Here is a 21,528-nt window from a genome sequence, read left to right as displayed (position 1 = left end):
GCGCGGCCGCCTCAGGGCGAACGCGCGGGCGGCCCCGCCCGCGATGTCAGGTGCGGATGGTGGCCGGCCGGTTCGGCTCGGCCGGCCGTCGCGGAAAGCGCAGCCAGAACGTCGTGCGGCGGCCCGGGTCGCTGTCGACGCCGCATTCGCCGCCGTGATTGTCCATGATCGACCGGACGATCGCGAGGCCGAGCCCCGTTCCGGACGCCGAATTGTGTCGCGACGGATCGACGCGATAGAAGCGCTCGAAGATCCGCCCGACATGCTGCGCGTCGATGCCGGGCCCCGTATCCGACACGGCGATCGTCGTCGCGCCGCCCTGCTCGACGCAGTCGATCGTCACGACGCTGCCGCGCGGCGCGTACCTCAGCGCATTGGACAGCAGGTTGCTCAGCGCGCGCTGGTACAGCGTCAGATCCGCATCGACCCACGCGTGGCCGTCGACCTTCACCTGCACGCCCGCATCCTCCGCGAGCGGCTCGTAGTAGCCGGCCACCCGCTCCGCCTCCTCCGCCGCATTCAACCGCCGCACGTCGATCGACGTGCCGGCCTGCTCCGAACGCGCGAGAAACAGCATGTCCTCGATCATCCGCGACAGCCGCTGATATTCGTCGATGCTCGACTCGATCACGCTCCGATAGTCATCCGCGCCGCGCGGCTGCGACAGTGCGACCTGCGCGGCCGCCTGCAGGTTCGTGAGCGGCGTGCGCATGTCGTGCGCGAGATTCGACGAGAACTGGCTCAACCTCGTGAACGATTCGTTCAGCCGTTCGAGCATGCCGTTGAACGCATGCTCGAGCTCCTTCAGCTCGCCGGCCGTATCGAGCGCCGGCAGCGGATGCGCGAGCCGGCTCGTCGACATCTGCTCGGCGCGCGCCGCGAACCGCCGCAGCGGGCTCAGCCCGAGCGCCGCGATGCCGTACGCGACCGCCGCCGCGAGCACCACGCCGAACACCTCGATCACGACGATCGTATAGGCATGCGTGCGCAGTAGCAGCATGTCGGCGCTGCGGTCGTACTGCACTGCGACGCGCACCGTCGGCGCATCGGCGCCGGCGAGCGGCACGACCGTCACGAGATACCGCTGCCGCGCACCGGGCGGCGCGACGCCGACGGGCACGCGCCCCGCGTCGAGCGACAGCAGCGGCGCCACCGGCCGGAAGCCGGGCGTGCCGACGAGGCGCGTGCCCGTCGCGTCGTAGATCGCGAGATCCATGTTCGGATGGCCGTGCAACTGGTCGATCCAGATATCGGTGTTGCGCGCGACGTCCGCCGTCGAGCGCGCTTCGCCCAGGTGCGCGCCCAGCGCGGCGGAAATGCCGGCCATCTGCTCGGCCGCCGTCGTTTCGACGCGATTGCTGAGCGCTTCGTACAGCGCGACCCCGCTCGACGCGAGGATCACCGACGTCGACAGGATGATCAGCGCGGTCAGGCGTCCGCGCAGCGTGCGCGGCAGCAGGCGCGCGATCATGCGGCCGCGCCGCCGCGCGCTTCGAGCACGTAGCCCATCCCGCGCACGGTGTGGATCAGCTTCGGGTCGTACGCGTCGTCGATCTTCGAGCGCAGCCGGCGGATCGCCGAATCGACGACGTTCGTGTCGCTGTTGAAGTTCATGTCCCAGACCTGCGACGCGATCGTCGCGCGCGGCAGGATCTCGCCCTCGCGGCGCATCAGCAGCCACAGCAGCGCGAATTCCTTCGCGGTCAGCAGGATCGTGTCGCCCTGCCGCGTGGCTTTGCGGCGCGTCAGGTCGAGTTCGAGGTCGGCCACGCGCAGCGTGTTCGAATCGCGCGGCTGGCCGCGCCGCAGGATCGACTTGATGCGCGCCGTGAGCTCGACGAAGTCGAACGGCTTCGCCAGATAATCGTCGGCGCCGAGTTCGAGGCCCTTCACGCGATCGCCGACGTCGTCGCGCGCGGTGAGGAACAGCACCGGCGTCGACTTGCTGCGCCGCAGGTTCTGCAGCAGCGTCCAGCCGTCCTGCCCGGGCAGCATCACGTCGAGCACGAGCAGGTCGTACTCTTCGGTCTCGGCCTGATGCTGGCCCGTGATGCCGTCCTCGACCCAGTCGACGACGTAGCCGGCTTCGGTCAGCCCCTTGCGCAGATACGCGCCCGTCTTCGGTTCATCCTCGACAATCAGAATTCGCATCACGCATCACCCTTGAAGAAACCCAGCCGGCGCAGCACGCCCGAGCCGAAGCCGCCGCCGACGCTGCCCCGCAGCGCCGCGCGCCACGACACCGCATGGCTGACGCGATACAGCACGGGCAGCACCAGCAGCGTCAGCGCCGTGGACGACAGGATACCGCCGATCACGACCGTCGCGAGCGGGCGCTGGACCTCGGCGCCGGTGCCGGTCGCGAACGCCATCGGCAGGAAGCCGAGCGACGCGACGAGCGCCGTCATCAGCACCGGCCGCAATCGCGTGAGCGCGCCTTCGCGCACCGCCGCGTCGAGCGGCGTCCCTTCGTCGCGCAGGTTGCGGATGAACGAGATCATCACGAGCCCGTTGAGCACCGCCACGCCGGACAGCGCGATGAAGCCGACCGCCGCGGTGATCGACAGCGGAATCCCGCGCAGCCACAGCGAAACCACACCGCCGCTCAGCGCGAACGGAATGCCGGTGAACACGAGCAGCCCGTCCTTCACGTTGTTGAACATCACGAACAGCAGCACGAACACCATGAACAGCGCGAGCGGCACGACGAGCTTCAGGCGCTCGCTCGCGCTCTGCAACTGTTCGAACTGCCCGCCCCACGACAGCCAGTAGCCGGCCGGCACGCGCACGTCCTGCTGCAGCCGCTCGCGCGCATCGGCGACGAAAGAGCCGACGTCGCGGCCGCGCACGTTCGCGCTGACGACCACCCGCCGCTTGCCGTCCTCGCGGCTGATCTGGTTCGGGCCCGGCGCGACGTCGATCGTCGCGAGCTCGGCGAGCGGCACGTACGGCGCCGCCGCGAGCGGTGCGCGTGCGCCTGCGGCCGGCGCCGGCAATGCGATCGGCAAGCGCTTGATCGCCTCGATGTCCGAGCGCAGCTCGTCGGGCAGCCGCACGACGATGTCGAAGCGGCGGTCGCCCTGGAACAGCGTGCCGGCCTTCTGCCCGCCGACGGCCGCGGCCACCGAATCCTGCAGGTCGGCCACGCTCACGCCGTAGCGCGCGAGCTTGTCGCGATCGAGGTTGACGGTCAGCACCGGCAGGCCGGTGGTCTGCTCGACCTTCACTTCGGACGCGCCCGCCACCTTCTGCAGCGCGGCCGCGATCTGCTCGCCCGTCTGGTTCAGCACGGCCATGTCGTCGCCGAAGACCTTCACCGCGACGTCGCTGCGCACGCCCGAGATCAGCTCGTTGAAGCGCAGCTGGATCGGCTGCGAGAACTCGTACGCGTTGCCCGGCAGTTCGGCGAGCGCGTCCTCGATCTCGCGCACGAGCCGGTCGCGCGGCTTCTTCGGGTCGGGCCACGTGTCGGCCGGCTTCAGCATGATGTAGCCGTCCGACAGGTTCGGCGGCATCGGGTCGGCCGCGATCTCGGCGGTGCCGGTGCGCGCGAACACGCGCTCGATCTCGGGGAAACGCGCCTTCAGCGTCTTTTCGATCGACTTCTGCATCTCCACCGACTGCGACAGGCTCGTGCCGGGAATCCGCAGCGCGGAAACGGCCAGGTCGCCTTCGTTCAGGCTCGGAATGAACTCGCTGCCGAGCCGCGTCGCCAGCCCGAGCGTGACGAGCACGATCGCACCCGCGCCGAGCATCACGCGCGCCGGGCGCGTCATGAACGCGGCGAGGACCGGCTCGTACGCGCGCCGCGCCCAGCCCATCAGCCGGTTCTCCTTTTCCTCGACGCGTTCGCCGATGAACAGCGCGACGGCCGCCGGAATGAACGTGACGGTCAGCACCATCGCGGCCGCGAGCGCCATCACGACGGTGATCGCCATCGGATGGAACATCTTGCCTTCGACACCCGTCAGCGCAAAGATCGGCAGGTACACGACCATGATGATCAGTTGCCCGAAGATCAGCGCGCGACGCGCTTCCTGCGATGCGCCGAACACTTCGGCAAAGCGCTCGTCGCGCGTGAGCGGCCGGCCGGCGGCGGCCTGCGCATGCGCGAGCCGCCTCACGCAGTTCTCGACGATCACCACCGCGCCGTCGACGATGATCCCGAAGTCGAGCGCGCCGAGGCTCATCAGGTTCGCGCTCACCTTCGCGTTGACCATCCCGGTGAAGGTCATCAGCATCGACAGCGGGATCACGAGCGCGGTGATCAGCGCCGCGCGCAGGTTGCCGAGGAACAGGAACAGCACCGCGATCACGAGGATCGCGCCTTCGAGCAGGTTCTTCTTCACCGTCGCGACGGCCTTCTCGACGAGCACGGTGCGGTCGTACACGGGAATCGCCTTCACGCCCGACGGCAGCGTGCGGTTCACGTCCTCCATCTTCGCGGCGACGGCCTTCGCGACCGTGCGGCTGTTCTCGCCCATCAGCATGAAGACCGTGCCGAGCACGACCTCCTCGCCGTCCGACGTCGCGGCGCCCGTGCGCAGCTCGCGACCGATGTCGACGAGCCCGACGTCCTTCATTCGCACCGGTACGCCGCCGACGTTGGTCAGCACGATGTTCGCGATGTCGTCGACGGTGCGCGCCTGGCCCGGCACGCGCACCAGATACTGTTCGCCGCGCTTCTCGATGTAGCCGGCGCCGACGTTGTCGTTGTTGCGCTCCAGCGCGCGCACGACGTCGGCGAGCGTGAGCCCGTACGACATCAGCTTCGCCGGGTTCGGCGCGACGCGGTATTCCTTCACGTAGCCGCCGATCGAGTTCACCTCCGTCACGCCACGCACGTTGCGCAACTGCGGGCGGACGACCCAGTCCTGCAGCTCGCGCAGGTCGGCCGCGGTATATCGCGTGCCGTCGGGCTTGCGCGCGGCCGCGTCGGCCTCGACGGTCCACAGGTAGATCTCGCCGAGGCCCGTCGACGTCGGCCCCATCGCGGGCGCGATGCCGGGCGGCAGCTTGTCCTTCGCCTCCTGGATGCGCTCGTTGACGAGCTGCCGCGCGAAATAGATGTCGGTGCCGTCCTTGAAGATCACGGTGACCTGCGACAGCCCGTAGCGCGAAATCGAGCGCGTCTGTTCGAGGCCCGGCAGGCCCGCCATCACCGTTTCGACCGGATAGGTGATGCGCTGCTCGGCCTCCAGCGGCGAATAGCCGGGCGCGGCCGTGTTGATCTGGACCTGCACGTTCGTGATGTCGGGCACCGCGTCGATCGGCAGCTTCTGGTAGCTGAATACGCCGAGCGCGGCCACCGCCGCGATCGCCAGCATCACGAGCCAGCGGTGCGCAATCGCAAAGCGGATCAGGCGTTCAAACATGGCGGGATTCCTTGAAGCGGGGCACGGTCGCCCGCACCGGACGAGCCGCCCGGCCGGTCACCCGGTGGGCCGGAAAGCGGGCCGCATACCGGGCCAAGAACCGGGCCGCGAGTTGCGCCACCGCGCATACGTCACGCTCATTCATGTTCCGCGCTCCCCTTGCCGAGTTCGGCCTTCAGCACGAAGCTGTTCGACGCCGCGTATTCCTGGCCCGGTTTGAGCCCCTTCAGCACTTCGGTCGCACGCTCGTCGCGCCGCCCCGTTTCGACGGCCTGCGCGACGAAGCCCTTCGGCGAGCGCACGAACACGGACGGTGCGCCGTCGACGTCCTGCAGCGCGTCGGTCGCGACCGCGAGCGGCACGCCCTGCCTGCCCGCGTCGACCGACACGTTCACGAACATCCCGGGCCGCCACACGCCGTCCGGGTTCGGCAGCACGACGCGCGCGGGCGCGGTGCGCGTCTGTTCGCCGAGCAGCGAACCCACGTACGCGATCGGGCCGCTCGAACGCGATTCGAACGCGGTCGCGACGACCGTCGCGTCGCGACCGACCCGCACGTCGTTCAACCGCTGTGCCGGCACCGCCATTTCGGCCCATACCGTCGACAGGTCGGAAATCACGAACATGCTGGCGTCGGCGGCGATCGCTTCGCCCGGTGTCGCGTGCTTCTCGACGATCGTGCCCGCGAACGGCGCGCGCAGTTCGTAGCGGTTCAGCGCGCCCGCGCCGACCGGCGCATTCAGCGCGGCGAGCTTCTGCCGCGCGTTCTGCACGGCGATCTCGGCTTCACGCAACTGCACCTGCGCCTGCTGGTAGTCCTGCTCGGCCGAAATGCGCTCCTGCCACAGCGTGCGTTCGCGCGCGTAGGTCGCGCGCGCGCCCGACAGCCGGCGCTCGGCCGTCAGCAGTTCGCTGCGCCGGTCGGCCAGATCGGTGCTCGCGATCACGGCGAGCACCTGCCCCTTCGCGACGTTCTGCCCGAGCGACACCGATACCTGTTCGACGATGCCGGCCACGCGCGGCACCACGTGCGCGGTGCGGTCCTCGTTGAACTTGATCTCGCCCGGCAACTGGAACGGCGTCGCTATCTGCGCGGGGCCTGCCTTCGCGAGCGCGATCTTCGAAGCGGCGAGCTGCGCGTCGGTCAGCGCAATCGCGCCGTCGGCGCGTGCGAACGGGAACGACGCGGCTTCGCTGCCCGCCTTCACGTCGATCGTCGCGTCGAACACGTGCGGCTTCGCAATCGACTGCGCGGACACGAACTTCTGGCCGGCCGCATCGAAACGCAGCGGTTCGTGCGTGCGGTCGTAGCGCACCAGCGTGCCGGATACGGTGACGCCCTTGTCGGCCGGCTTGCCGTCGACGAACGGATAGACGACGAGGCGCGCATCGCCGGGCTTTTCCGTCATCACGATTTCGACGGACAGCTTGCCGCGCTTGAGCACGACGCCGCCACGCTCGCCGGCGGCTTCGGTCGGCGAAGCTGCCGTGGAGGCGGTGGAAGCGGCCGGTGCGGCCGCGCCGCCGCCGTTGCGCGTGACGCCGAGTGCGCCGAGGACGATCCCGGCGCCGCCGAGCACGACCGCCGCGATGATCAGGATTCTGCTGCGTGACATGGTGATCCTTCAGGTAATAGAGGCGTCCGTTGCGCTATTGCGCGACCGGTGCAAGCGGTGCGAGCGGCGTACCGACGAGCCGGCCGATGTCGGCGCGGGCCGTATGTGCGTCGGCAAGCGCGCGCACGTATTGCGACTGGCCCTGGAACAGCGTGCGCTGCGCGTCGAGCACGTCGAGGAAGCTGAACTTCCCGAGTTCGTAGCCGCGTGACATCGCGTCGAGTGCGACGCGCGCGGCCGGCAGGATGTCGCCCTTCAGCCGCTGCGCTTCCTGCGCGGCGGCTTCGAAATTCGCGTACGCCTGTGTGAGTTCCAGCCGCAGACGCATGCGTTCGCGATCGAGATCGGCGTTCGCGCGCTCGGCCTTGTGCGTCGCCTCGAGCAGCGCGCCCTTGTTCGTGTTGAACAGCGGAATCGGGATCGACACGCCGACCACCGCCTGGTTGTCCGGCACGCCGCCCGTGGTCACGCGCTTCACGCCCGCGCTGATCGTCACGTCCGGAATGCGCCGCGCGCGTTCGAGCGACACGGCCGCGTTCGAGCGCAGCATCTCGGCGCGCGCGACCCGCGCGAGCGGCGCATCGTCGATCTGCGCGGTCAGCGCGGACAGCGGCGCCACCGGCGGCACCGCTTCGAGATCGCCGAGCACCGCCACCCGGCCGTCGCGCGCTTCGCCCATCACCGCGTTCAGCTTTTCACGTGCGACCTCGACCCGGCCGCGCGCGGTCACGACTTCGATCTGCACGCCCGCCGCCGCCACGTGCGCCTTGGTCGCCTCGACCGGCGACACCTTGCCGGCCTGCGCACGGCGGCTCGCGAGATCCGCGGAGCGCGCGGCGATCGCGGCCGACTCCTCTGTCACCTGAAGCTGGCGCTGCGCGGCGAGCAGCCCGTAGAACGCGGCGATCACGTCGGCGCGCACGACGGCGCCCTGCTCGTCGAGCGACGCATCGGCCGCTTCCCTGCCGTACGACGCGACGTCGACGCGCGCGCTGCGCTTGCCGCCGAGTTCGATCGTCTGGTTGATCAGCGCGGTCGACGTGCGTTCGGCGCGGCGAAACCCTTCCTGCAGGAACGAGATTTCCGGGTTCGGGCGTGCGCCGGCTTGCAGCAGCGCGCCTGCGGACGCATCGACGTCGGCGCGCGCGCCGCGCAGCGCCGGGTTGTTGCGGGCGGCGACCGACAGCACGTCGGCGAGCGTCAACGGCGGAACAGGGGGCGCGTCGGGGGGCGGGGCGGCGATTGGCGCGGCGCTGCCGGACGTCGCCGGCGCTGGCGACGGCTGCGCATGAGCCGTCGCGGCCATCGCGAAGATGACGGCCACGACGAGGTTGAGCTTGAGCATGTTCGGTTCTGCGGTAACGGTTTGCGACCGATGCTACGGTCAGGCCGCAGTGCGAACATGAGGCGAAGATGATATTTCCGTCATCTTCGGGGCGGCAGCGCGTGAGCGCGCAGCAATTGGATGAAGCGGTGTGTCACTACACCGACCCGCTAGCGCAACGTATTCCGTTCATGAATACGTGGGCGGCGCACGTCACAAATGACATGCAGAAGTTGTCCAGCAACGCTCGCCAGCGAGCGCCGGAACCTATGGCTTCGCGCACGAGCTAACAGCGAGTGTCACGCGCGCGGTGAGCGACGCCAGCGCGAAACGTCTCGGTCTCGTGTTTGATTGCAAGAAAAAGAAGCCCAGCCGATACGGCGCCACACTGCGCTGAAATTACTTGATCGCCTTGCTTGTCGGCGTCACGCGAGGATCATCGCAAAGCCGCGCGCAACTGCCCTTACATATCGGCGTCAACTCGATCACGATTTGATGGATAGTCATCGTGCCGTCGGGATGCTTAACCACCATCTCATCTGTGAACGTCTTCTTGTCAATCAATATGTTCTCGCTCTTGATGCCAAGTTGCTGCAGATATGCTTTAACAATGTCGGCTCGGGTCTCCTTCAATCTCTCCACATTTTTTTCGTTTTTATATGCACCCGCAATCACAACCGCTTGAATTTCCACATCGGGCCATTGCTTCGCCTCAATCACGATATTGGCTATTGCGAGCCTGTCGGCATTGGAAATATCAGTGGCATTGAACGGCAGTTGGATCTGCGCCTCCTCTCCGATAGTACACGCGACAGCCGGTCCGTCGAAGAATGCGAACACCAGGATTGCCAGAGCCGACAGAAAAGACTTCAAACACCGTGTGATGATCATTGAATAACAACCCTATCAAATGTCGCAATATACCCAGTTATGCTATCGGCGTTCTTGATCGCACAATCCGAATTATTCATTGCAAAAACCTTCATGCCAATTTCAGTATCGCCATAAACAATATCGTCGGAATTAAATGTGTCAGTGTAATGCGTGCACTCATGAATCAAAACTTTTACTTTTGCGGCATGGAATAGCTCACCGTTTGAAGTAGAGCAGAATTTTGAATAGATTGCTATGACTCGCCGTTCGGAATCAGGCTTACAGACTCCCGCATGATTCGAGCCGGTATCAGGTACAACGGCGCACGACAGGCTCCGGTTGAGATCGCTGTCCCAGCGAACAATTTTCTCCGGAACAAGCTCTTGCATGGCTTTCAGCAGGCGAGGCAGGCCAGCGACTAGTGTGCTTCTGATCTCCTCATCTGCGCGGCCGAAGTAAGTTTTGGCTCGATCCTGCTCGCTTCTGTCCCATCGCGTAACCGCCGCGATACGATCCTGAATCAAGACCACACCCGCATCTCGCGCACGCATTACCACATCGGCGAATTGCTTATTCGTCATATTTGGGCATATCGGCGCCATGTTGACGTCAACGTAGACCTTCGATCCAGGTGTCGTGTTCGTGGCAGCGGAGTCGTGAACGATTTCGTAACCGTCATTAGGCATTTTCGCTCCTCACAATTTCAAGGCAAAGCGATTCGGCATTGGTTGTCGTGACGCGCTGTGTATGGCCGGTAGCATCCGTGACGCCGCTGAATACCTTCCCGGCCGCGGTACGAATTCGATATTGCAATCTCGCCAACGGTCGGCCGGTATCGGCGTCGCGGAGAACAAATTGTTCGTCGTGTTCAGTCCGTCCCGCCACCACCGAACGCGAAACGCTTCGCCCCGTCAGCGCAGCCGCTTCCTCCGCCGTGAAAGTCATTCTCATGTTGCGCTCTGCGTAGAAAACCGGCGGCGGGCTGCAGTCGCACACGTTGATATCGCCGCTCAATGCCCATTGCTTGCCGTTCGGGCCTGTCCCTGGCCAGCGTGGCCCCTCCGGTGCAATGAATCCTTCTTGCCTACAGGTCGTGCAGTAGGTTTTCATGCCGAGCGTGGCGATTTGTACTGCCGGAGGCGGATTAGAACAGGTCACAGTGTCGAGACCCTCGGTGATGATCGCGCTCCCCGCGCGGTCGCCCTTGGCGAGGAAAAACCGGATCATGTCGCAGCCTCCTGGTTCTCGCCATTCGGGAGTTCGCAACCCACGAAGGTAAACGGCGTGCAGTCCGGGTAATCCGCGACGCCAAGGCTACTGATCGCTTTTGCTGCTTGTTCGTTCGTCATCCTGCATCCCTCTCTGGTTAAGTGGGTGAAAGGTGCTCCACGCCAACTTAACGCCAATCCGACAGAGGGATAAATCATCCATGTACGAAAATTCGGTAACGACCATCTGGTACACGAATGAAAGCCATGAAGATCTCTCGGATGCAAAGAGGTGAGCGCAATTTCCGGGTATCGGACGGCGCGGCGTCGGCCCGGATGCCCGCACTGTCCGAATTTTTTTGGCTGCAATGCGCACATGTCGCCACGTTCGTCTAAAACGACTGAACGACGGGATTCGCGAATTAAAATGCCGGACGCGCGTTTCCAGCGCTCGTCTTTATTGGCGGCTGACTCTCGTCCTGATTTGCCGGGCGGCCGATTTCGTATTGAAGTTGTGCGGGCCGCGTGGCGCGATGCAAGGGTCCGCCGTCCGGACGCGCGTAGCACGCCGCAGTAATCGGCGCTCAGTCGCCACGACCATTGGCCACGGCGCGGAAACGAAGGGCAATCTAAGGCTTGTGGGAAGCCACGCCGAAGGTGGGTTCAGACGAGTTGCCGCCGGCCAGATCCGACAGCACGCGCTACATACGCCCCAGTGCCAAATACACCGCTCAAGTTTGCCCGTTCCTTATCTGCCTGCGACGCTGCAGCCATGCGAGCAGCTGTCGCCCATCCGGCTCGCCGAACCATCGCGCATGCCCGATCAGGTACCCGTCGTACGCGATGTCGACGATCGCCGGCGCATCGATGATGCAGCCGAAATAAGCGACTTCCGACAGCGCAAACTCCGTATGCACGATCGGCAGCAGCGCGACCAGCGCCGCATAGGCTTCGTCACCCAGTGGCTCGAGCGATTCGTAGCCGTCGAGCAGCGCGTCGATCTGCGCGTATTCGACGCGGCGCGCATCGGCCGGCGCCATCCAGTCGACCGTATTGCGCTCGATCGCTAGCGCGAGGTCCATCACCGCGCAGGTGCGATCCGCCAGCCCGAAATCGAGCACGGTCCGCACCTGTGCGCCGGGCCCCGCCTCGGTCCACAACAGATTCGACGCATGCCAGTCGCCGTGGGTCCACAGCGGCGCAAGCGCAGGCAACAGCGGCACGAGCCGCGCGTGATACGGGCCGATCGCGTCGGCCACGTCGCCGCGCCAGTCGCGCGCGCCGAGCGCACGCACGAGCAGCGGCTGCGCGTCGACCCAGCGTTCGAGCGCGCCCGCCAGATCGGCGGACGACAGCACACGAAAACTCGACAGCAGCGTCCGCACGGGCCGCGCCGGCGCTTCGTAGCCGGCCGATGCGCGATGCAGTTCGGCCAGCGCGCGGCCGGCCGCGTATGCATGCGAAGCATGCGTGAACGGCTGCCACGACATCACGCCGCGATACGGGTCGACACCCGGTGCGCGCACGTGCACTTCGTAGGTCCACTCGCCGGACGCGAATGCGGTCGCGCCGTCGCGAGCCGCAAGAATGTCGACCACGGGCATCCCGCGTTCGCGCAGATGCGCGATGAAACGATGCTCTTCCTCGAGCCCCTCGACATCGCGCAGGCTCACGTGATGACGCTTGACGAACAGCCCGCGGCCGTCCGTCATCTGCACCAGCACGGCCGCCGCGAACTGCCGCGGGCTGTGCCAGGTGAGCCGCGCGGGCTCGCCGGCGCCGTCGATCCGTGCGAGCACCGCCGCCACCTCGTCGTGCGTCATCAGCGGCCAGTCGCGTTCGGCCTGCTCGCCGTCGACGCCGAATTGCGGCGGCGCGACCTCACGCGACAGGTTTCCGTCCGGCTCGAGTGGGAATGACATGAACGACGTTGCTCCGTAGTTGAATCCGAATCGGCGCGCGAATCAGCGCGCGCCGTCGCCCGTCGCCAGCGCACCACCGGCCGCCGCGCGCAGCGCCGCGGCCGTGCGGCTCCAGTCGCGCCAGCCGACGACGGCGAGCCCGATGAACAGCGCATAGAGTCCGGCCGTCAGATACAGTTCCTTGAACACGAACATCCCGACGTACACGACGTTCACGACGATCCACAGCCCCCACGACGCGATGTAGCGCCGCGCGGTCCAGTATTGCGCGACGAGGCTGAACGCGGTCAGCGACGCATCGACGAACGGGAGTGCCGCATCGGTCCAGCGCGCCATCATGCCGCCGAGCAGCGCGCTGCCGACGACGGCCGCGACCAGGTCGGGCAGCATCTGCATCGGCCGCACGCCGGTGACGGGTGCGACGTCGCCCGCCGGCGCCGCGCCGCCTTCGGCTTCACGCGCACGCTGCGCGAGCCAGCGCTGCCAGCCGTACACCTGCAGCACCGCGAACGCGCCCTGCAGCAGCATTTCCGAATACAGCTTCGCGTCGAAGAAGATCCAGCCGTACAGCGCGACCGACACGAGCCCGACCGGCCAGCACAGCATGCGCCGCTTCGCGGTCAGCCAAATCGCGAGCGCGCTGACGATCACGCCGGCGATTTCAAGTGGGGACATCGTCTGTGCTCTCCAGGTTGGCTGCCGGGGCCGCGCGTCACGCGGCCGGTTCCGGACGATCAGAAATCATAGGTCAACGACACGCGCGCGGTGCGCGGCGCACCCGGGAACAGGTACGCATCGCCCTGCTGCTCGCCCGCGTCGCGCCAGTAGAACTTGTTGAACAGATTGTCCACCGACACGCGCAACACCGTGCGATGGCCGCCGATCTTCGTCGTGTAGCGCGCGCCGAGATTGAACACGAACCACGACGGCACGCGCGCGGTGCCCTCTTCGTTCGCGTTGCGGGCCGCGCTGTACTCCACGCCGCCCAGCACGTTCAGCCCCGCGACGCCCGGCACCGCGTAGTCCGCGTACAGCGACGCGCGCAACGCGGGCACGTTGATGATCTGGTGCCCTTCGTACGCCGGCGACCCGGAATCGTAGGCCCGCGCGCGAATCGCCGCGACGCTCGCGGTCAGCCCCAGCCGCTCGGTCACGCGCCCGGCCGCGCCGAGTTCGATCCCCTGGTGCCGCTGCGTGCCGCGCTGCACGAACGTGTAACTCGTACCCGATGCGTCCGGATCGGCGAACTGGAACGGCTTGCTGATCGAGAACACCGCGGCCGTGAGGCTCAGCCGGTCGAGCCAGTCGTATTTTGCGCCGAGCTCGAACTGGTGCGATTCGACGGGCGGCAGGAACGCATACGCGTTGGTCGCGCGCACGGGGGCCTGGTCGCCGAGCGACAGCGCCTTGCTGTACGACGCGTACAGCGACAGCACGTTCACCGGTTTGTAGACGAGCGCGACCTGCGGCAGAAACACCGAGCGGTCGGTATGTGTCGCATCGCCGTCGAGGCTGCTCCAGCTGCGCTGGCGCAGCAGCACTTCCTTGCCGCCCGCGAGCACCTGCCAGTGTTCGCCGATGCTGATGCGGTCGAGCCCGAACACACCGTACTGCCACGCATCGAGGCGCGGATACGACGGCCCCGGCGAATTCGGCGAAGGCGCGAAAGTCACGTCGGGCCCGTAGATGTTCTCGCTGCCCACGTAGTCGTACACGGCGTCGGCCATGCTCACGACGCGGCGCTGCACGCTCACGCCGAGCGTCAGTTCGTGCCGCAGCGGGCCCGTCGCGAACTTGCCCGTCGTGACCGCGCGCAGATCGTCGTTGCGCCGGTATTCGCCGGGGCTGCGGAAGTCGTACACGTCGTAGTCGCCGTTCGCGCCGAAGAAGAACGGCGACGTCGCGCCGGCCGCGCAACTGGCCGCGTACGAGCAGCCGTATGCGAACGCGCTGTTGTCGTCGATCATCGTGCGGCTGCGGCCGGCGGCGATGTAGGCTTTCCAGTCGTCGTTGAACTGGTAGTCGAAGCGCGCGTTCAGGTTCAGCGCGTCGGTCGTCACCGGTTTCGCCCACGGCTGCGTGCCAAGCGCCTTCGACGTCGTCTTGACCGACGGCACGACGGTGCCGCCGAGCAACTGGTAGCCGGGCGCGGAACGCTGGATCCACTGCTGGAATTCGGCGTTGAGCTGCAGGCTCGCACGCGGGCTGATGTCCCAGTCGGCGGCGATCGAGCCGAACGTGCGCCGTCCGTTCGTGCCGTCGACATACGAGTGCATGTTCTCCTTCGCGGCATTGATCCGGAAGCCGAACTGATTGTCGGGGCCGAAGCGGCGGCCGAGATCGACGGCCGCCGACGTCGAGCCGCGGCTGTCGACGCCGCCCGTCACGCTCGCGACGTTCGCAGAGCGCTTGGTCACGAAGTTGATCACGCCGCCCGGCGCGACGACGCCGCTGTCGATGCCCGCGAGCCCTTTCAGGATCTCGACGCGCTCCTTGTTCTCGAGCGGCACGTTCTGCTCGCCGGACACCGTCAGCCCGTCGATCCGGATCGCGCTCGCCAGATCGACCGGAAACCCGCGGATCGCGAAACCTTCGAAATAGCCGACCGGCGCATAGTCGTTGACGACCGACGCGTCGTTGCGCACGACGTCGCTCAACCGCTTCGCCTGCTGGTCGTCGAGCTGCGCACGCGTGACGACACTCACCGACGCCGGCGTGTCGCGCAGCGGCGCATCGTCGAGCCCCGCGACCGATGCATTGCGCACGCGCAGCGCATTGCCGCGCTCGCCGCTCACCGTGATCGTCGGCAGCGTCGCGCCGCCGGCCGCTCCGGCGTCCGGCGCCGGCGTGTCGCCCTGCGCCGCGGCGGCCTGCACCGCGAAAAGCGTGATGCCGACACCGACGCCAAGTCCGACCTTCGCGCGCCGCCGCCTTGCGCGCGACGCTGTTGTTTTATTCACCGTCATTGTTCTGGATGGAAAACTCGCCACTCGACCCTGTCGAAACACGTTACGAAGCTGCATTACGAATGCTGCGAAGCGCGCGCCCGCGAACGGCTCCGCGCCCGAGCGCCGGACGCGTGCGTCGGCACGATATTCATCCGACGAATCGGACGACACGGCACGCGCGCGGGCCGACCGGTCGGGAAGACGCAGGATGGGACATCGGATTCAGGTGACGCGCCGGGAACCGACGCAGCCGTCGACGGTTCGTCGGGGGCGTGTCGGGCGGCCGGCGGCATCGCGCGGTCTTGTCATGCGGGGGACGCTTCGAACGCCTCGGTGCGGGCGCGACGCATTTGCGCGCACCGTTCGCTGGAACGGCGGCATGCCCGTCGCGCGCGACATCGCGGCGCGGCGCGCATTTTACCCCGGGCGGGGCTGAACGCCCTGGAATCGGGCGAAAAGGGGGGAAGCGGGATTCGTGCGGCACGGCGACGGTGCCCATACGGGCCAGCGCATTCGTGCGCGGCCGCGCGGCCTGCGAGCGGAGCGGGCACGTTCGCCCGCTCGCGATCCGGCTGCCGGTCAGAACCCCTGCATCGTCACGGTCGGATCGACGACCAGATGCACGACGCCGTAAATCACCGCACCGACGAGCACCGCGAGGATGATCGCGACGAACGGCAGCAGCGTGAAGTTGACGTTCGCGAGATCGGCTGCGTGCGCCTTGCTGTTGCGTACGCCGAAGAAACTCCACAGGACCAGCTTGATCATGCCGAGCAGTTTCATGATGACGCTCCTTTCATCGAATCGGTTGACGCTATCGTCGATCCAACCGGTCTCCGAAAAAAGCAGCAGTTGCGTGCGCTTTTCGCGCAGCAGGCCGTCTGCGGCGGCGTGTCGCAGGCGCCGTCAGCGGTCGAGCACGAGCGGCGCCGTGGCCCCTTGCGCGGGCCGTGCGACGCACAGCAGCGCACTGCCGGGTGCGACCGGCGCGTCGGGCGCCGAGTTGTAGGCGACCGCGCCGGACAGCACGCGCGTTGCGCACGTGCCGCACGAACCGGAGCGGCATTCGGACGGCACGGCCACGCGCTGCCCTTCCGCGAATTCGAGCAGCGTGCCGTCGGCGGGCGTCCATGCGGCTTCACGCCCCGAGCGCCGGAACACGACGGGCACGCCCGCCACCGCCGGCAGGCCCGCCGCGCGGGTGGCGCTGCGCGCGACGCTCGACGGCCCGAACGCCTCGAAACGGATGCGCTCGTCCGGCACGTTCAGCGCGCGCAGCCCGTCGTACAGGTCGCGCATGAACGCGGCCGGCCCGCACAGGTAGAAGTCGTAGTCGTCGAATGTGAGCAGCCGCTTCAGTTGCGCGATGTCGATGCGGCCCGCCCGCGCTGCCGTGCCGTCGTGCGGGCGGCTGTCGAACCAGTGGAGCGACAGCCGCGCATCGGCGGCCGCGATACGCGCCAGTTCCGCCGCGAACGGCCGGTCGGCCGCTTCACGCGCCCCATGCACGAACACCACGCGGCGCGACGGTGCGGCGTCGGCCAGCGCGCGGCGCAGCATCGCGATCATCGGCGTAATGCCGATGCCGGCCGACACGAGCACGGCCGGACGCGGGCTCGCGAGATCGAACGTGAAGCGGCCGCGCGGCATCTGCGCGTCGAGCGTCATGCCCGCCTGTGCGTGATCGTGCAGCCACGCCGATACGCGTCCTTCGCGCTTCACGGTGATCCGGTAATGCGCGCCGCCCGGTGCATCGGACAGCGTATAGCTGCGGATCGCCGCTGAATCGCCGCCCGGCAGCGCGACGCGCAGCGTCAGGTGCTGGCCGGCTTCGTAGGCAGGTAATGCGCCGCCGTCCGCCGCTTCGAAATGGAACGAGCGGATCGCGCGCGCTTCGTCGACGATCTTCGCGATGCGCAGCGGCCGCCACGCCGGTGCCGATACCGGTGCCGATGCGGACGGCACCGAAGCGGCCGCCGTCGCCACCGCTCCACCCGCGGCGGCCGCCATCGCCGGGAACTGCGGCGCGCGCTCGACCGCCGACCATTGGAACGGCAGCACCGCGCGCATGCGCCGCACTTCCCGCACGTGGAACCGCACGACGCGCTGCGCACCGTCGAACGACGCGACGAGCGGCCCGTCCCACACGATCTCGGCGCGCGCGGCGACATACACGAGGTCGCCGCTGTCGAAATCGACGAAGAGCAGCCCCGCGCGCGGATCGTGCTGCAAATTGCCGAGCGTGTTGAAGAAGCGGTTGCCGCTGAAATCCGGCGTCGTCAGCGTGCGCGCGTCGTCGACGCGCACGAAGCCCGGCATCCCGCCGCGATGCGACACGTCCGCGCCGCGCGCGGCGCCCGCGTCCGCCGACGTGTTCGCGCTCGCGACGAAGAACGTATCGGCCTGCGCGAGCAGCGCGCGATCGGCGTCGTTCAGCCGGTCCGACACGTCGGGCTCGACCTGCGCATCGCCATCGCGCGCGACGAACGTCGGCTTGCGACCCTGGATGTATTTCGCGCAGTTGCCGAAGCTCTGTTCGACCGCGATCGTCAGCACGTCGCCGTCGACCGCCCGCACGATACCGTTCACGCGATTGCGCCGCCGCGTATCGAATTCGATGCCGAGCCCGCCGAGCGGCGCGCCCGCGCGCCACGCGCCGGCCAGCGGATCGCCGGGCAGCGCGCGCGCCGCGATGCGCAGCGTGCGCGCATCGGGCGACGTCACGAACCCTGGCTCACCGGCGCGCAGCGTCGCCCACGGCTGGCCGTGCGCATCGACACCGCCAAGCACGAAGAACGGCAGTTGCGCGAAAAACGTCCGGTGCTGGTCCGGCATGAAGCGCCGGATCCCGCGCCGGCCGGCCGAACCCGCGGCCTCGGTCACGCCCGCGCGCTGCTGCACGGCCAGCTCGCCCGCGTGAAACGGCGCGGTGTCGAGTTCCCATCCCGGTACGACGGCGGTCGGGGCGTTCATCATGTTCTCCGTGGGCAGGCGTGGCTTCGGCTGGCGTTACGCGGCGAGCAGGCCCGCGCGCGTCGTCGGCATCGCGACGAAGCCCGGCAGCGCCTCGACGCGCGCGAGCCACGCCCGCACGTGCGGATACGGTTCGAGCGACACGCCGCCTTCCGGTGCGTGTGCGATGTACGTGTACGCGGCGATGTCCGCGATCGTCGGTTGCGCGCCGGCCGCGAACGGCTTGGCGGCCAGCTCGCGGTCGATCACGTCGAGCACCTTCGCGGCCGTGCGCTTGGCGGCCTCCGGGTCGAGCTGGGCGCCGAACACGGTCACGAGCCGCGCGGCCGCCGGGCCGGACGCGATCGGGCCGGCCGCATACGACAGCCAGCGCTGCACGACGGCCGCGCCGACCGGGTCGTCGGGCAGCCAGTGCGCGTCGCCGTAGCGCTTCGCGAGGTACACGAGAATCGCGTTCGAATCGGCGATCACCGTGCCGCCGTCGTCGATCACCGGCACCTGCCCGAGCGGATTGAGCGCGAGGAACGCCGGTTCGCGCTGCGCACCGGCCGCGAGATCGACGTCGATGGTCTCGGACGGCAAGCCGAGCAGCGACAGGAACAACCGGACGCGATGCGCGTGCCCGGACAGCAGGAACGAATACACACGGATCGGCGAGGCGGGCTGGCGGGAAGCAGACATGGAAAACGCTCCGGAATCTCGCGTCGCCGGGAGTCGGCGACGAACCCCTGCAGCGTAGCGCTCGCCGTTCGTCACCAGAAGACGGATAATCGACGAAACATTATCCTTTCCCATAGGACAATCGACGATGGCCGACTTGCGCGACGTGAACCTGAACCGGCTGGCGATCTTCGTCGCGGTGGTCGATGCCGGCTCGCTGACGGCCGCGGCCGAGCGGCTCGGCCTCGCGAAGACGGTCGTCAGCACGCACATGCAGCGCCTCGAATCAGAGGTCGGCGCGAACCTGCTGGTGCGCACGACGCGCCGGCTGAGCGTGACCGACGCGGGGCGCGCGTTCTACGACGCGTGCCGCGACATCGTGCGCGCCGCCGAAAGCGCGCTCGACGCGGTGTCGTCCGACGCGGGGCCGCTGCGCGGCACGCTGCGCGTGAGCGTGCCGATCGACTACGGCGCGCAGGTCGTCGCGCCGGCCGTCGTCGCGCTGCGCGACGCGCATCCGGGGCTCGATGTCGAACTCATCGCGAACGATCGCGTGGTCGATCTCGTCGCGGACAACCTCGACGTCGCGATCCGCATCGGCCGCCTCGCCGATTCGAACTATCGCGCGGTGCAGCTCGGCACGTACGAGAAATGGCTGGTCGCGAGCCCGGCGTTCGTCGCGCGGCACGGGCTGCCGCGCGATCCGGATGCGCTCGCCGCGCTGCCGTTCGTGATGCTGTCGACGCTGGCGCGTCCGCACACGGTCGAGCTTGAAAGTGCGAACGGGGGCAGCGCGTCGGTGCGCTGCATCCCGCATTTCGTGTCGAACACCGCGACGGCTTGCCGGGCGATCGTGCTGGCCGGCGGCGCATTCGGCCTGCTGACGGATTTCTCAACCGCGGAGGACATCGCGGCCGGCCGGCTCGTGCGGCTGCTGCCTGCGTGGCGCTCGGCGCCGGCGGGGATTCATGCGGTGTTTCCGTCGACGCGTCTGCCGTCGCCGAAGGTGCGCGCGTTCATCGACGCGATGAAGGGGCGTATCGGCGCCGGCGCGACAAACGCGAAAATTATCCCCGCCGAGCGCCGCGCGTCCGGCAAGCGGTCGGTGGCCCGCAACGCGCGATAGCAACGCATCGATCGAGTCAGTCGTGCCCGTCGACGAGAACGTGCGGGCCGGAACGTGCAAGCGCGCGGATCGAAACGCGCGAACGGCGAGTGACGTTCCGATCTGCTTCAATGAGCAAGCATGAGCCTTCTCATAAGCAACGATTTCAGATCCTTCCGCGTATCGCAGACGATATGGACATAGAGGGTGTCGGCGCGCACTTCGTAAATGATGCGATTCATTCCGGCAACGACCTGCCGATATTGACCGACGTCGATATTCGCAAGCTCGTCGGGAGTCCTGCCCTGTTTCGGAAAAGCGCGAATCGATGCAATGACATCCTTGATCTGGCCATAGCCTGCTCGCCAGATTTCCGCGCCGAAATTCGAAACGAGATAGCGCTTCAACACCTTCAGATCTTCTTCCGCCGAACGAAGGATAACGACACGAAGTGTCATTGATCGTCGTCCTTGTCGAGATCTGCAAAGACATCCTCGGCCGGACGAAAGTGGCCTTGATCGATCTCCCGATTGCCCAGTGCAATCAGCTTGAGAAGCGCGAGCGTCTCTTCCTGCTCCTCGTACGACTTGACATCCATCACGACGAGCTTCGCTTCGCCGTTCTGGGTGATCAGCATCGGCTCGCGACTCTCCGAAATGTCCTTGACGATCTCGGCCGCATGGCTCTTGAGATAGCTGATGGGTTTGACCTGGGTAGAGAATTTCATGAGAGCATCGTCCAGCATGGCCGCAACAGGACCGATTATAGTCCGAATTTAGTCTCGAAATTGAACGTGCGCCGACGCCTCGCGCCGCTCCGGTTCAATCCTGCTCCCGCAACGTCCCCAGCAGCACCTTCCTGCAACTGGCCACCATCTGCGCCTCCGGATCGCGATAGTCGGTGAGCAGCCACGCCGCGCCGACGTTCGTCATCGCGCCCACCAGCGCGAGCCCGATCAGCCGCTGCTCGGTGCGCTCCGCGGGCGTCGCCGCTTCGCGCGGCGCGCCGATCGCCATGATCAGCTTGCCGAAGTCGATCAGCATGCGCTGGTAGGTCATGTCGGTGTCCGCGCTCACGCCCATCACCTCGAGCAGCAGCACGCGCGCCGCGCACGGGTCGCGCAGGAACGCGAAGAACGCCGCGAGCCCCGCATCGACGCTCGCGTGCAGATCGCCGCCGCGCTCGGCCACCGCCCGCGCGACCGCGTCGTGCAGTTGCTGCGCGTGATGCAGGTAGGTGCAGCGCAGCAAATCCTCGGTGCTGTCGAACGCCGCATAGAAATAGCGATCGTTCAGCTTCGCTTCCTGGCAAATCGACCGCACGGTCGCCTTGCGGAACCCGACCGTGCCGAACACGCGCGTCGCCGCGCGGATCAGCGCGTCGCGGCGCTCGGCGGCCCGCACCTCGGGCGCCACGCCGCCATATGCGCGGCCCCGTTTTTCCGTTTCGAGTGCTTTCTCCATTCCGCTATTTGACATCAGGACACCCGAAAACTAAAGTGGTGACGACCAACACCACAATAGA

At 67.4% G+C, this 21,528-nt stretch carries 18 protein-coding genes; 1 reads left to right on the top strand and 17 read right to left on the bottom strand.

Annotated features, from left to right (window positions below; all coding sequences use genetic code 11):
- Positions 1 to 46: 46 nt before the first annotated feature.
- The 14 genes from HWX08_RS22975 to HWX08_RS22910 form a co-directional block, all read right to left on the bottom strand.
- Positions 47 to 1,471 (bottom strand): heavy metal sensor histidine kinase, encoded by a 1,425-nt coding sequence (locus tag HWX08_RS22975; protein WP_174921288.1) that lies wholly within the window; start codon positions 1,469 to 1,471, stop codon positions 47 to 49.
- Complete coding sequence (irlR, locus tag HWX08_RS22970; RefSeq protein WP_021157388.1) at positions 1,468 to 2,151, bottom strand: heavy metal response regulator transcription factor IrlR; 684 nt, start codon at positions 2,149 to 2,151, stop codon at positions 1,468 to 1,470. The genes HWX08_RS22975 and irlR overlap by 4 nt, the downstream gene beginning before the upstream one ends.
- On the bottom strand, positions 2,151 to 5,375 hold the full coding sequence (locus tag HWX08_RS22965) for an efflux RND transporter permease subunit (protein WP_174921289.1): 3,225 nt from the start codon (positions 5,373 to 5,375) through the stop codon (positions 2,151 to 2,153). The genes irlR and HWX08_RS22965 overlap by 1 nt, the downstream gene beginning before the upstream one ends.
- A 137-nt stretch (positions 5,376 to 5,512) precedes the next feature.
- Positions 5,513 to 6,991 (bottom strand): efflux RND transporter periplasmic adaptor subunit, encoded by a 1,479-nt coding sequence (locus HWX08_RS22960; RefSeq protein WP_174921290.1) that lies wholly within the window; start codon positions 6,989 to 6,991, stop codon positions 5,513 to 5,515.
- Positions 6,992 to 7,025: 34 nt separating this feature from the next.
- Positions 7,026 to 8,336 carry a TolC family protein gene (locus tag HWX08_RS22955; RefSeq protein ID WP_174921291.1) on the bottom strand — a complete coding sequence of 437 codons (1,311 nt, stop codon included), beginning with the start codon at positions 8,334 to 8,336 and terminating at the stop codon, positions 7,026 to 7,028.
- A gap of 378 nt (positions 8,337 to 8,714) precedes the next feature.
- Positions 8,715 to 9,155: an OmpA family protein gene (locus tag HWX08_RS22950; protein WP_244122756.1), complete on the bottom strand. Its 441-nt coding sequence runs from the start codon at positions 9,153 to 9,155 to the stop codon at positions 8,715 to 8,717.
- 47 nt (positions 9,156 to 9,202) lie between these two features.
- A complete protein-coding gene (locus tag HWX08_RS22945; protein WP_174921293.1) occupies positions 9,203 to 9,874 on the bottom strand; it encodes a M35 family metalloendopeptidase in 672 nt (223 codons plus the stop codon).
- A complete protein-coding gene (locus HWX08_RS22940; protein ID WP_174921294.1) occupies positions 9,867 to 10,415 on the bottom strand; it encodes a PAAR domain-containing protein in 549 nt (182 codons plus the stop codon). The genes HWX08_RS22945 and HWX08_RS22940 overlap by 8 nt, the downstream gene beginning before the upstream one ends.
- 712 nt (positions 10,416 to 11,127) lie before the next feature.
- Positions 11,128 to 12,318, bottom strand: a complete 1,191-nt coding sequence (locus HWX08_RS22935; RefSeq protein WP_174921295.1) for a phosphotransferase enzyme family protein — start codon at positions 12,316 to 12,318, stop codon at positions 11,128 to 11,130.
- A 42-nt stretch (positions 12,319 to 12,360) separates the two neighbouring features.
- On the bottom strand, positions 12,361 to 12,993 hold the full coding sequence (gene pnuC, locus HWX08_RS22930; protein ID WP_174921296.1) for a nicotinamide riboside transporter PnuC: 633 nt from the start codon (positions 12,991 to 12,993) through the stop codon (positions 12,361 to 12,363).
- A 59-nt stretch (positions 12,994 to 13,052) separates the two neighbouring features.
- Positions 13,053 to 15,284, bottom strand: a complete 2,232-nt coding sequence (locus HWX08_RS22925; protein ID WP_174921297.1) for a TonB-dependent siderophore receptor — start codon at positions 15,282 to 15,284, stop codon at positions 13,053 to 13,055.
- A gap of 561 nt (positions 15,285 to 15,845) precedes the next feature.
- Positions 15,846 to 16,049 carry a DUF2970 domain-containing protein gene (locus HWX08_RS22920; protein ID WP_046549365.1) on the bottom strand — a complete coding sequence of 68 codons (204 nt, stop codon included), beginning with the start codon at positions 16,047 to 16,049 and terminating at the stop codon, positions 15,846 to 15,848.
- Between the two features lie 123 nt (positions 16,050 to 16,172).
- On the bottom strand, positions 16,173 to 18,239 hold the full coding sequence (locus HWX08_RS22915; protein WP_174921298.1) for a pyridoxamine 5'-phosphate oxidase family protein: 2,067 nt from the start codon (positions 18,237 to 18,239) through the stop codon (positions 16,173 to 16,175).
- A gap of 36 nt (positions 18,240 to 18,275) precedes the next feature.
- Positions 18,276 to 18,920 (bottom strand): glutathione S-transferase family protein, encoded by a 645-nt coding sequence (locus HWX08_RS22910; RefSeq protein WP_069259285.1) that lies wholly within the window; start codon positions 18,918 to 18,920, stop codon positions 18,276 to 18,278.
- 127 nt (positions 18,921 to 19,047) lie between these two features.
- On the opposite strand from HWX08_RS22910, the gene HWX08_RS22905 reads away from it, so the two are divergent.
- The gene (locus tag HWX08_RS22905; RefSeq protein WP_244122757.1) at positions 19,048 to 20,025 is read left to right on the top strand and encodes a LysR family transcriptional regulator; all 978 of its coding nucleotides are present in this window, start codon (positions 19,048 to 19,050) and stop codon (positions 20,023 to 20,025) included.
- A gap of 107 nt (positions 20,026 to 20,132) precedes the next feature.
- Here HWX08_RS22905 and HWX08_RS22900 read toward each other — a convergent pair whose 3' ends face one another.
- The 3 genes from HWX08_RS22900 to HWX08_RS22890 all read right to left on the bottom strand — a co-directional run bounded on the left by HWX08_RS22900 (position 20,133) and on the right by HWX08_RS22890 (position 21,467).
- Positions 20,133 to 20,462 carry a type II toxin-antitoxin system RelE/ParE family toxin gene (locus tag HWX08_RS22900; protein WP_174921299.1) on the bottom strand — a complete coding sequence of 110 codons (330 nt, stop codon included), beginning with the start codon at positions 20,460 to 20,462 and terminating at the stop codon, positions 20,133 to 20,135.
- Positions 20,459 to 20,731 (bottom strand): type II toxin-antitoxin system Phd/YefM family antitoxin, encoded by a 273-nt coding sequence (locus tag HWX08_RS22895; RefSeq protein WP_069259282.1) that lies wholly within the window; start codon positions 20,729 to 20,731, stop codon positions 20,459 to 20,461. The genes HWX08_RS22900 and HWX08_RS22895 overlap by 4 nt, the downstream gene beginning before the upstream one ends.
- A 94-nt stretch (positions 20,732 to 20,825) precedes the next feature.
- Complete coding sequence (locus HWX08_RS22890; protein WP_226239862.1) at positions 20,826 to 21,467, bottom strand: TetR/AcrR family transcriptional regulator; 642 nt, start codon at positions 21,465 to 21,467, stop codon at positions 20,826 to 20,828.
- Between the last annotated feature and the right edge of the window lie 61 nt (positions 21,468 to 21,528).

The organism is Burkholderia metallica (genome assembly GCF_902832845.1).
Taxonomy (GTDB): Bacteria; Pseudomonadota; Gammaproteobacteria; order Burkholderiales; family Burkholderiaceae; genus Burkholderia; species Burkholderia metallica.
Note: the sequence above shows the minus strand (reverse complement) of the source record. Positions and strands in the feature narration are given on the sequence as shown.